Genomic DNA, 11,672 nt, shown 5'->3' on the forward strand with positions numbered 1-11,672 from the left:
TACAAAATGGAAATAAATATGAATATTATTGAGAAAATTAAAAATCAAATTAAAAATAATATAATTTTAATTTATATGAAAGGCACTCCTCAATCTCCTAGTTGTGGTTTCTCTGCTCAAGCAGTACAAGCTTTATCTGCTTGTGGTGAGAAATTTGCTTATATTGATGTTTTAGAAAATGAAGATATTAGACATGAGTTACCAAAATATGCTAATTGGCCAACATTTCCTCAGTTATGGATTAATGGTGAATTAATTGGTGGTTGTAGTATCATGCTTGATATGTTAGAAAATGGTGCATTAAAAGAATTAATATCAAAAGCAGTAAAAAAAAATATCATATCATCTGAATAATTCATAGAAATATATATTATTATATAAATAGTTAGATATGACATTAAATAAAAAATTTTATATTTTAAATTTTTATTACTAATGTCATATCTTATATATTTTAGAATCTTTAAATATTTTTTATTTTTTAATTAAATGAATAGGCCATCCACCTAATTTTTTCCAACGATTGACTAATGCACAAAAAAGATTAGCGGTTTGCAAAGTATCATACAATGCGGAATGAGCTTGATTATTATCAAATGATAATCCAATAGCTTTACAAGCTTTAGCTAATACTGTTTGACCTACTACTAATCCACTTAATGATGCTGTATCAAATGTTACAAATGGATGAAAAGGATTATTTTTTATATTTGCTCTGTGAATAGCAGCCATTAAAAAATTATGATCAAAATTAGCATTATGTGCTACAACAATCCCCCGACTACATCCTTGTATTTTAATTCCTTTATTTACTATGTCAAATATAGATTGAATTGCTTGTTTTTCACTAATCGCACCGCGTAATGGATTAAATGGATCAATTTTATTAAAAGCTATTGCATCAGAGTTAATTATAGATCCTTTAAATGGTTTGATATGAAAATGTAGTGTATTTTCTTTATGTAACCATCCTAAATCATCCATTTTTAATGTAATTATTGCAATTTCTAATACTGCATCAGTATGTGCATTAAATCCTGCTGTTTCAATATCTATGACAACAGGATAAAATGTACGAAATCTATTACTTAATAAATTGAATTCTTGAGTTGTAGACATCAAAATCTCATTTTTTAAAACACTTTGTGTTTTAATATAGTTATGTTATATATTTTGTGATTTTATTTTCGAGACTTTTAAAAAATATATATTATGATTATAATAAAATATTTAATCAGTGTACTATAATTTACAAAAATATTTAATTTTTAATTAAATACTTTTAAGATATTGTACAATAATTTAATTACAACAATAGTGGAAAAATAAAATGAGTTATGTTCTTCCTTCTTTACCTTATTCATATAATGCATTAGAGCCTTTTTTTGATGAAGAGACTATGAAAATTCATCATACTAAACATCATCAAAATTATATTAATAATACTAATTCTATTTTAGAAAATACAACTTTTTCTTCGCTATCTATTCATGAATTAATTTCTATTTTTAATGAGATTATTTTAGATAATAAAAATTTATTACGTAATAATGCAGGTGGACATATAAACCATTGTTTTTTCTGGAAAATTTTAAAAATTGGAACTGTTCTAACGAGTACTTTTAAACGAGAAATAGAAAAACAATTTAATACTTTTGAGCTTTTTAAAGAACAGTTTGAATTAGCGGCTCTAAATCATTTTGGATCTGGTTGGGTATGGTTAGTTAATCAAAATGGTATTTTATCTATCGTTTCCACTGCTAATCAAGATAATCCATTAATGGGTAAAACAATATCTAATACTTATGGTGACCCTATTATTGGTTTAGATCTTTGGGAACATGCTTATTATTTAAAATATCAAAATAGAAGATTAGATTATATTAAATCTTTTTGGAACGTCGTTAATTGGGAAAGAGCAACAGATCTTTTACAAAGATAATATATTTACTATAATATTAGATGAATTTTTTTTGCTGTATTTTTTATATTTTAGTCTAAATAAATATATATCATAACTTTAAAAAACATATAATAGATTGTTATATGTTTTTTAATATTTTTGCAAATATTAAATAAAATAATTATTTATAAATACAAGGATTTTTTTTGAGTCATATTAAAATGATAGTAGGATTAGCTAATCCAAAAAAAGAATATGATAATACACGTCATAATGTTGGTTCTTGGTATATTTATGCTTTAGCTAAATATTATTCACAACATTTTAAAAAAGAAGATAAATTTTTTGGTTTTACTTCTTTTTGTAAAATAGAGTCGTATTATATTCGTTTGTTTATACCAAATATTTTTATGAATATTAATGGACAAGCTATATTTAAAATAGCATCATTTTATAATTTTAATTTAAATGAAATATTAATAGTACATGATGATTTAGAGCTACCACCAGGTACTCTAAAATTTAAATATAGTTATGGTCATAATGGACATAATGGATTAAGAAATATTATTAATATTTTTAATAAAAAAATAAATTTTTCTCGATTTCGAATTGGAATTGGTCGTCCAGAAGAAAAGAAAAAAGTAGCCTCTTTTGTTTTGTCTATGCCTACAGAAGAAGAAAAAATTTTGATTCAAAAATCAATTTTAAATGCTATAGAAAAAAAAATTTTAATAAATTATCTAGAAATATAATTAAATAATATTTTATATCTTTCAAGGTACATAAAATATGGGTTTTAAATGTGGCATTATCGGTTTGCCTAATGTTGGAAAATCAACTTTATTTAATCTTTTAACTAAAGGTAATTCAGCAATTGCGAATTTTCCTTTTTGTACTATTAAACCCAATATAGGCATTGTATCAGTTTTTGATGAACGTATTAATAATCTTGCTAATATTCTTGCTCCAAAAAAAATAATTAATGCTTCTATAGAATTTATAGATATTGCTGGTTTAGTTAAAGGAGCTGCTCAAGGAGAAGGATTGGGTAATCAGTTTTTAAATAATATACGAGATACACATGCTATAGCACATGTTGTTCGTTGTTTTAAAAATGATAATATTACTCATATATATAATATCATTAATCCTATTAAAGATATAGATATTATTAATACCGAATTAATATTATCTGATTTTGATTTATGTGAAAATGCTATATTACAATTAGAAAAAAAAACAATGTTTAACAACAGAGATATAGAAAAAAAAATATATGTTTTAAAAAAATGTTTTAATCACTTAAAAAATTTTTCAATGTTAAAAACACTTGATTTGCATCAAGATGAACAAGAAATAATTGATTATCTACATTTTTTAACTATCAAACCAACTATGTATATTGCTAATATTAATGAAGAAAAAGAATCTGAGTATTTTTTAAATCAATTATATATAAAAGCTAATCAAGAAAAATCTATAGTTATTCCAATTTATGCTAATTTAGAATTAGATCTAGTCAAAATGAATGATGAAGAACAAAAATCTTTTATGGAAGCTTTTAATATTAAAATATTAAGTTTAAAAAAAATTATTTCTTCTGGCTATAATTTATTAAATTTAATAACTTTTTTTACTGCAGGTAAAAAAGAAATTCGTGCATGGCCAATTTTAAAAGGTAGTACTAGTGTTCAAGCAGCTCATAAAATACATACTGATTTTAGTAAAGGTTTTATTAGAGCACAAATTATTAAATATACAGATTTTATAAAATATAAAAATGAAACTAAAATTAAAGAAATAGGAAAATGTCGAATAGAAGGAAAAGAATATCATATTGAAGATGGTGATATTGTTCATTTTTTATTTAACATTTAAGATGATTAATTTAAGAAATATATATAATATTATTTTTAGAGAGGAAAATATTTCTTTTTTATCCTCTCTAGATTATATTTATTTAGTTATTAAAAATTGTTTTAATTTTTGAAAATCAGGATTGATATTATAAGATAATAATGGCAAATTAACTCGATTGTTTAATTCATTTGGTAATGTGATTTGGTTATTTAATATTTTTTCTACAGTATTTTTAAATTTAGCTGGATGTGCAGTTCCTAAAAATAAACCAAATTCTCCTTCTTTCAATTGATCTTTTAATAATTGATATGCTATTGCAGCATGAGGTTCAGATGTATAGCCTAATGCAAACAATTCTTTTAATGCTTTTTTTGTAGCGTCATCAGAAACACTTCCAAATCTTAATTCTTTTAAATTCCATTTTTTTCTATTAAATAATTCTTCAATACGTGCCCAATTATTAGGTTGACTAATATCCATAGCATTAGAAATTGTAGATATAGTTTTATTAGGATGCCATTTTCCACTAGTCAGAAATCTTGGTACTGTATCATTAGAATTAGTACACGCGATGAATGATTTAATTGGCAAACCAAGAGCTTTAGATAATAAACCAGCTGTTAGATTTCCAAAATTACCACATGGAACAGCTATCACTAAGTTTTTTCTTTGTTCTTCTGATATTAAAGAAAAAGCTTCAAAATAATAACAAATTTGGGCTAATAATCTACTAATATTTATAGAATTAGCTGAATTTAATCCTATTGATTCTTTAAGTTTTTTATCATTAAAAGCTTCTTTAACTAATTTTTGACAATCATCAAAACTGCCATTAATTGATATCGTTTTTATATTTTTACCTAAAGTACAAAATAATTTTTCTTGCAAACTACTAATCTTACCTTTTGGATATAAAATAATCACTCGAACGTTTTTCATTCCATAAAATGCATGTGCTACTGCTGCTCCTGTATCTCCTGATGTTGCAGTTAAAATGGTTACAGTTTCATTTTTTTTATTCATTAATAATATCATTTGAGCCATAAAACGGGCTCCAAAATCTTTAAATGCTAATGTTGGTCCATGAAATAATTCTAAACAGTCTATATTTTTTGTAATATTTATTTTTAATGGATGTGTAAATGAAAATGCTTCTTGAACATGTTTATATAGTTGTTTTTTAGATATTTCATGATGAATGAATTTAGAAAGTATTTCAGTACTACGTGTAATAAAATCCATATTTAATATTTTTGATAATTCAATAGGTTTTAAAACAGGTAATTCAACTGGAAAAAATAATCCTTGTTTTTGTCCTAATCCTAATTTAACAGCTGTTTCAAAATCTACTAGTTCTTGATGATTTTTTAAATTATAAAGTTTCATTATTTTATCCTATTTTTCGTGCACCTTTCAAATCTAAAAAACAAATATGAACAAATCCTGTATTATTTTGTAAGTAATTTTTTTTTAACCATAAAGATATTTTTTCAGCTATACATATATTATTAGCAACAGAAAAAATAGCAGGTCCTGATCCAGATATTCCGCAACTTATTGCTCCAATTTTTTTAATATGTTCTTTTGCGTTTAAAAAATTAGGTAATAATTTCATACGATATGGTTCTGCTATAAAATCTTGCATTAATCGTGCGGCTAAATTAGGTTGTTGACTATATGAAGCATGGATAAATCCAGATAAATAACGACTGTTTTTAATACAAATTTCTTTTGTATATTTTTTTGGTAGTATTTTTCTTGACTCTGAAGTGGAAATATTAATACCTGGCCAAGCTATTATCCAAAACCAATTTTTAAAATTCGGTATTTTTTGACTAATTACTTCAGAGTCTTCTAATATTAATTGTAATCCTCCAAGATAAGATGGAGAAACATTATCATAATGTATACTTCCTGATATTTCTCCTTCTATCTCTCCCATAAGAAGAAGTAATTCATTGGAATTTAAAGGTTTATTAAATATTTCATTCATTGCTACTAAAGTAGCTACTATTGAACAAGCACTAGATCCTAGACCTGATCCAATGGGCATATTTTTTTCAAGTGTAATCGATACCGAAATATTTTTTTTTATAATTTTGCAAAATTTTAACCAACATTTCCAAACAATATTATGTTGAGTATTTTGTGGTAATTGATTGGAAAATATACCTTTATTAACTAATTTAAACTTTGTTGATAATTTTATTGTAACAAAATCACCCAATAAAGTTCCATTAATTGGAATGATTGCTGCACCTAAAATATCAAATCCTACTCCTACATTACCAATAGAAGCTGGTGCATAAATTTTAATCATTAATATTATCCTAACGCGTTTTATGATAGTGTACGTAATAAGTCGGAAAATACTCCAGATGCTGTTACATCATTACCGGCACCGTAACCTCTTAATACTAAAGGAATTGGTTGATAATAATTAGTATAAAATGCTAGTGCATTTTCACCATTTTTTACTTTGTATAATGGATCATGAATATTCACTTCTTCTAATTTGACAAAAAATTGTTTGTTATTTTCTATTGTTGCAACAAATCTTAATACGTTATTATTAGCTAACGCTTTATTAATTTTTTTAAAAAATATTGAGTCTAATTTTTGTAATTTTAGTAAAAATTCATCAACATCTTTATTATGCTTAAATATATCTGGTAATAATGCTTCAATTTTAATATCTTCTAATTCTATGTTATATCCAAATTCACGTGCAAGAATAAGTAATTTTCTAGCAACATCTGCTCCAGACAAATCATCGCATGGATTTGGTTCAGTAAAACCTAATTTTTTAGCTTCTTGAGTAGCTTGAGAGAGTAAAATACCTTCTTCTAATCTTCCAAAAATAAAAGATAATGAACCAGATAATATTCCTTTAAAGCGAATTAAACTATCACCTGTTTGAAATAAATTTTTAATAGTTTCTATAACTGGTAATCCGGCTCCTACATTAGTTTCATAAAAAAATTTATTATTTGTTATTGAAATAGCTTTTCTTATTTTTTTATAGTAGTGTAATTGACTAGTATTAGCTTTTTTATTTGAGGTGACTACATGGAAATTATTATAAAGAAAATCTACATATTTTTCTGATAATATTTGATCAGATGTACAGTCTATTATAACTGAATTAGATAGATGATTATTTTTAATTAAATGATTCAATATTTCTATATTAAATTCTTTTGAAAATTGTTCAAAACTACTTTTCCAATTAGATAAATTTATTATATTATCTAAATATAATATTTTTTTAGAATTTGCAATGGCGCAAATTTTAATTATTATATTTTTTTTATTTAAATATTTTCTTTGTTTTAATATTTGATTGATTAATGTACTACCTACTCCACCTATTCCAATTAAAAACACATGAATTATTTTTTTATTGCTAAATAATTCATAATGAACATTTTGAACTGCTTGTAAAACGTTTTCTTGATGAATAACTAGTGAAATAGAATGTTTAGAAGCCCCTTGTGAAACAGCAAAAATATTAATTTTTGATTGATTTAAAATAGAAAAAATTTTTGATAATATATTACATTGCATATGAATATTAGATCCTATCACTGATAGAATAGATAGATTTTTTCGTATTTTAAAAGTATTCAATAGTTTGTTTTGTAATTCTAATTGAAATTCTTTATTTAATAAATATAAAATTTTTGAAAGATCATTTTTAGAAATAAACAAATTCATTTTATTTTCTGAAGAAGATTGATTAATTAGAAAAATTTTAATGTTGTTTTTGAGGATTCTAGTAAATACACGTGGAATTATATTTCTTAAATCTTGAATATAATTTCCAGATATATTTAACATTACTATATCATTAAGATGAGTAACTCCTTTTAAACCATTTTTTTCAGAATCATGTGTGTTGCAAATTAAAGTACCTTTTGATTGAATATTGTTAGTATTTTTAATCCAACAAGGAATATTAAATTCTGAAATAGGAGCAATAGTTCGCGGATGCAAAACCTTAGCACCAAAATAAGATAATTCTATAGCTTCTTGATATGATATAGATTTTAATAGGTAAGGATTTAAAACTATTTTAGGATCACAAGTCAATACGCCATCTACATCTGTCCAAATTTCACAACAATTTGCATTTAAACATACGGCTAAAACAGCAGCAGAATAATCAGAACCATTGCGTCCTAAAACTATTAATTCTTTATTTTGATTGCCAGAAATAAAACCAGGCATTAAGATAACTTCATCTTTTTTTATTTTTAATTTATTAATATATTCTTTAGAAGAATGTATATCAATAGTAGCTTCTAAGTAATTATTACTAAAAGATACAAAATTTTTTACAGGATCAATAATAGTGACATTATGATATTTAGTTTGAAGAATACTTTTCATTATTAATACAGAAAGTATTTCACCACGAGAAATAATCATTGCACGAATATTATCTGGACATTGTTGTAATAATGTAATTCCATGAATTATATTTTTTAATTGATCAAATTCTTTTTTTATAATGTTTTGTATTTCTTGATATAAGAAATTTTCTTGCATATTTGATAGATCATGAATTAATGTAATAAATATATTTTCTGTCAGTTTTATTTTTTCTAACATTTGGTCGTTTTTATCTATATTTTCAATGATATTTACTAAGTTATTTGTAATTTTAGCAGGAGCTGAAAGTACTACTGCAATTTGATTAATGATCATATTTTGTTCTATAATATTAGCGACAGATAAAAATTTTTCTGCATTAGCTAATGACGTTCCACCAAATTTTAATACTTTCATATTTATATAATTCCTTATATTGATATCATAAAAAACCCGCTTTAAATATGCGCGGGTTTAAAAAAATAATCTGAGCTCACCATATCATGATTAGTTATAATAATTAGAATAGCTATTCTAGTGAAGAGGCTATACATAGACATGAATATTTTTTTATGAATTTATTAATTTTCTATATGAACGAATAATATATTTATAAAAATTTATTTTTTATTGTATTTTAAAATAAAATTTTCTAATTATATAGAGAATATTACATAAATAATATTCTAATATATATAGAATATGAATTTTTTTAAATTTTTTAAAAATTTCTGAAACATTTTATTAATTAAGTAATTTTTATAACATAATGATTGTGATTACTGCAATAGTTAAAACAGAAATGTTTTATTTTTAAATATATGAAGAGAAATTTATTTTTTAAAAACTGTATATTTTTAATAAACATCAGTATATTATTTAAAATTTTCACACATTATAATTTATGCTAAAAATTTATTTAATATTATGAAACATAATATTCAAATTATCATTACTGAAAAAGAACTTAATATTCGTGTCAGAGAATTAGGAGAAGAAATTACTAAAAAATATAAAAAGAGTAAAAATAAAATGATATTAATTGCATTATTACGTGGTTCTTTTATATTTATAGCAGATTTGTGTAGAAGAATTAAGTTGCAACATGAAGTAGATTTTATGACTACTTCTAGCTATGGTCGAGGAATCACATCTAGTGGAGATGTAAAAATTATAAAAGATTTAGATGAAGATATTTATAATAAACATGTTTTAATAGTTGAAGATATTATTGATTCAGGAAAAACGTTAAGTAAAGTATTAGATATTTTAAAACTGAGAAATCCAAAATCATTATCTATTTGTACTCTTTTAGATAAACCAGACTGTCGCGAAGTAGATATTAATGTAGATTTTATCGGTTTTTCTATTTTAAAAAATTTTTTTATAGTAGGTTATGGTATTGATTATGCTCAATCTTATCGTCATTTACCATATATTGGCAAAGTTATTTTTTGAAAGGTTAAAAACATTTTAATATTTGTATTAAGAATATGTTATTTTGTATTAGTTATTTTAATGGTTAAAATAATAAATAATTATATATTAATTTTTTAAAAATTTTATTTAATAATATTATCTGATTTTATTAATAAATGTATTTTATTTTTTAATATATTTAGAATACATTTTATTAATTTATTTTTGAGCTATTTTAAAATATAATGTATCAGATATTTAAGAATATATTTAATTATAATAATGTGCATAATGAAATCACAATAGTAGACTATAACAATTAATTAACAATTTTAATTTTAGCAATTAATTTGATAAATAATATTTATATATATTTGATTATATAATAATAAATTACATATTTTTATATTGATTCTAGAGAATAAAAGTTATTTTTAATATAGATTTATTATTGAGAAGAGATACTCATTATTGATCACATAAATCAATTGAATATCCTTCTCTAAATTTTTTAAGTTTTAAAAAATTAACCAGTCATTTGTTTTTCTCTAATTTCTGCTAATGTTTTACAATCAATACACAGATTAGCCGTTGGTCTAGCTTCTAAACGACGAATACCAATTTCAATCCCGCAAGAATCACAGTAGCCAAAATCTTTTTCTTTAATTTTTTTTAAAGTGTCTTCAATTTTTTTAATTAATTTTCGACTTCTATCACGATTGCGCAAATCTAAACTAAACTCTTCTTCTTGTGTTGCACGATCAATTGGGTCAGGAAAATTTGTAGCTTTATCTTGCATATAGAATAAAGTATGATGAATTTCATTTTTTAATTGATTTTTCCAAGTTTGAAGAATTTTATTAAAATGTAATATTTGATGTTCATTCATGTATTGTTCGTTATGTTGTTTTTGATAAGGTTTTAAACCTGCAATAGCAAGAACATTTAAAGATGACGTTTTTTTTGTATTTTTTTTTTTCATATTTTCATCCTAGATATTTTTTATTTTAAAATTGAATTAAATAAATATTTAATAAATTATAGTTTTAATAAATTATTTGAGTTATCAATAATGATAAATTTATATGAAAGTATTTTAAACATCATTAATATCATTTAAAAAAAAATATAATTAATTATGCTGTTATATAAACAGATATAATAATAAATTATGTTAACATAAACTATAATTAAATATATTTTTATATAATTCATTTTTTTTAAAGATGCGAATTATTTTTTAAAAATATAATTTTTTTATTGTTATACATTGTTATAATAGGATGTAATGTATGATTTTAAAGAATATTAAAAAATTTGCTTTAGGAATTGAATACAATGGCAGTTCTTATCATGGATGGCAGCGTCAAAAAAAAGCATCTAGTATTCAAGAAGAAATTGAAACAGCATTATCTAAAATAGCTAATCATAAAATAAATGTTGTTTGTGCAGGTAGAACAGATGCAGGAGTACATAGTACAGGACAAGTTGTACATTTTAGTACAACAACTGTACGTAAAATAACTGCTTGGCTGATAGGAACAAATAGTTACTTATCTCAATATATTTCTGTTAAATGGATTAAATCGGTTCCAGAAAATTTTCATGCACGTTACAGTGCTATTACACGTTCATATCGTTATATTATATATAATAACAGAATTCGTTCAGTTTTTTTTCAAAAAAAATTAAACTATGTTTATAAAAAACTAAATGAAAAAAAAATGTTTTCTGCAGCACAATTTTTATTAGGAGAACATGATTTTACCTCTTTTCGAGCAATTGGTTGTCAATCTTTTTCTGCCTGGAGAAAAATTACAAAATTGAATATTTTTCGTTTAAATGATTTTGTAATAATAGATATTACAGCTAATTCCTTTTTATATCATATGGTTAGAAATATTGTTGGTGCGTTAATTGACGTGGGTATTAATAAAAAAACAGAATTTTGGATTCAAGAATTATTAAAAAAAAAAAATAGAAGATATGCTAGTGCTACTGCTCCAGCTCAAGGTTTATATTTATCATCTATAGAATATCCCTTGCATTTTAATATACCAGATTCAAAAAATACTACTATATTTTTTTAAATTTCAGAATGAAAATTAAATAA

Annotated in this window: 11 protein-coding genes; 6 read left to right on the forward strand and 5 right to left on the reverse strand. The window is 23.2% G+C overall.

Translation table 11 applies throughout. The features are described from left to right. The first annotated feature begins 18 nt into the window (after positions 1-18). Positions 19-354 (forward strand): Grx4 family monothiol glutaredoxin, encoded by a 336-nt coding sequence (grxD, locus tag BUAMB_RS00880; protein ID WP_014499902.1) that lies wholly within the window; start codon positions 19-21, stop codon positions 352-354. Between the two features lie 120 nt (positions 355-474). On the opposite strand, the gene rnt is transcribed toward grxD, so the two are convergent. Continuing rightward, positions 475-1,119: a ribonuclease T gene (rnt, locus tag BUAMB_RS00885; protein ID WP_014499903.1), complete on the reverse strand. Its 645-nt coding sequence runs from the start codon at positions 1,117-1,119 to the stop codon at positions 475-477. A gap of 211 nt (positions 1,120-1,330) precedes the next feature. Here rnt and BUAMB_RS00890 point away from each other — a divergent pair, with 211 nt between their 5' ends. From BUAMB_RS00890 to ychF, 3 genes are all read left to right on the forward strand, one after another. Next, positions 1,331-1,942 carry a Fe-Mn family superoxide dismutase gene (locus BUAMB_RS00890; RefSeq protein WP_014499904.1) on the forward strand — a complete coding sequence of 204 codons (612 nt, stop codon included), beginning with the start codon at positions 1,331-1,333 and terminating at the stop codon, positions 1,940-1,942. A gap of 182 nt (positions 1,943-2,124) precedes the next feature. Next, on the forward strand, positions 2,125-2,658 hold the full coding sequence (gene pth / locus BUAMB_RS00895; protein ID WP_014499905.1) for an aminoacyl-tRNA hydrolase: 534 nt from the start codon (positions 2,125-2,127) through the stop codon (positions 2,656-2,658). A gap of 37 nt (positions 2,659-2,695) precedes the next feature. After that, the gene (gene ychF / locus BUAMB_RS00900) at positions 2,696-3,784 is read left to right on the forward strand and encodes a redox-regulated ATPase YchF (protein ID WP_014499906.1); all 1,089 of its coding nucleotides are present in this window, start codon (positions 2,696-2,698) and stop codon (positions 3,782-3,784) included. 78 nt (positions 3,785-3,862) lie between these two features. Here ychF and thrC read toward each other — a convergent pair whose 3' ends face one another. The 3 genes from thrC to thrA are packed head-to-tail and all read right to left on the reverse strand — an operon-like array spanning position 3,863 to position 8,557. After that, positions 3,863-5,152 carry a threonine synthase gene (gene thrC, locus BUAMB_RS00905; RefSeq protein WP_014499907.1) on the reverse strand — a complete coding sequence of 430 codons (1,290 nt, stop codon included), beginning with the start codon at positions 5,150-5,152 and terminating at the stop codon, positions 3,863-3,865. 4 nt (positions 5,153-5,156) lie between these two features. After that, on the reverse strand, positions 5,157-6,086 hold the full coding sequence (thrB, locus tag BUAMB_RS00910; RefSeq protein ID WP_014499908.1) for a homoserine kinase: 930 nt from the start codon (positions 6,084-6,086) through the stop codon (positions 5,157-5,159). A 20-nt stretch (positions 6,087-6,106) separates the two neighbouring features. Beyond that, positions 6,107-8,557 (reverse strand): bifunctional aspartate kinase/homoserine dehydrogenase I, encoded by a 2,451-nt coding sequence (gene thrA / locus BUAMB_RS00915; RefSeq protein ID WP_014499909.1) that lies wholly within the window; start codon positions 8,555-8,557, stop codon positions 6,107-6,109. A 510-nt stretch (positions 8,558-9,067) separates the two neighbouring features. Here thrA and hpt point away from each other — a divergent pair. Continuing rightward, positions 9,068-9,598, forward strand: a complete 531-nt coding sequence (gene hpt, locus BUAMB_RS00920) for a hypoxanthine phosphoribosyltransferase (RefSeq protein WP_014499910.1) — start codon at positions 9,068-9,070, stop codon at positions 9,596-9,598. A 487-nt stretch (positions 9,599-10,085) separates the two neighbouring features. Here hpt and dksA read toward each other — a convergent pair whose 3' ends face one another. Continuing rightward, the gene (dksA, locus tag BUAMB_RS00925) at positions 10,086-10,541 is read right to left on the reverse strand and encodes an RNA polymerase-binding protein DksA (protein ID WP_014499911.1); all 456 of its coding nucleotides are present in this window, start codon (positions 10,539-10,541) and stop codon (positions 10,086-10,088) included. A gap of 310 nt (positions 10,542-10,851) precedes the next feature. Here dksA and truA point away from each other — a divergent pair, with 310 nt between their 5' ends. Continuing rightward, positions 10,852-11,649, forward strand: coding sequence for a tRNA pseudouridine(38-40) synthase TruA (truA, locus tag BUAMB_RS00930; RefSeq protein WP_014499912.1), 798 nt, complete (start codon positions 10,852-10,854; stop codon positions 11,647-11,649). Positions 11,650-11,672: the final 23 nt, after the last annotated feature.

The sequence above is a fragment of the Buchnera aphidicola str. Ua (Uroleucon ambrosiae) genome, from assembly GCF_000225465.1.
GTDB lineage: Bacteria > Pseudomonadota > Gammaproteobacteria > Enterobacterales > Enterobacteriaceae > Buchnera > Buchnera aphidicola_B.

Excerpts from the sequence above, each read along its gene's own strand:
- grxD (WP_014499902.1), top strand. The coding sequence starts at position 19 with ATGAATATTATTGAGAAAATTAAAAATCAAATTAAAAATAATATAATT.
- rnt (WP_014499903.1), bottom strand. The coding sequence starts at position 1,119 with ATGTCTACAACTCAAGAATTCAATTTATTAAGTAATAGATTTCGTACA.
- BUAMB_RS00890 (WP_014499904.1), top strand. The coding sequence starts at position 1,331 with ATGAGTTATGTTCTTCCTTCTTTACCTTATTCATATAATGCATTAGAG.
- pth (WP_014499905.1), top strand. The coding sequence starts at position 2,125 with ATGATAGTAGGATTAGCTAATCCAAAAAAAGAATATGATAATACACGT.
- ychF (WP_014499906.1), top strand. The coding sequence starts at position 2,696 with ATGGGTTTTAAATGTGGCATTATCGGTTTGCCTAATGTTGGAAAATCA.
- thrC (WP_014499907.1), bottom strand. The coding sequence starts at position 5,152 with ATGAAACTTTATAATTTAAAAAATCATCAAGAACTAGTAGATTTTGAA.
- thrB (WP_014499908.1), bottom strand. The coding sequence starts at position 6,086 with ATGATTAAAATTTATGCACCAGCTTCTATTGGTAATGTAGGAGTAGGA.
- thrA (WP_014499909.1), bottom strand. The coding sequence starts at position 8,557 with ATGAAAGTATTAAAATTTGGTGGAACGTCATTAGCTAATGCAGAAAAA.
- hpt (WP_014499910.1), top strand. The coding sequence starts at position 9,068 with ATGAAACATAATATTCAAATTATCATTACTGAAAAAGAACTTAATATT.
- dksA (WP_014499911.1), bottom strand. The coding sequence starts at position 10,541 with ATGAAAAAAAAAAATACAAAAAAAACGTCATCTTTAAATGTTCTTGCT.
- truA (WP_014499912.1), top strand. The coding sequence starts at position 10,852 with ATGATTTTAAAGAATATTAAAAAATTTGCTTTAGGAATTGAATACAAT.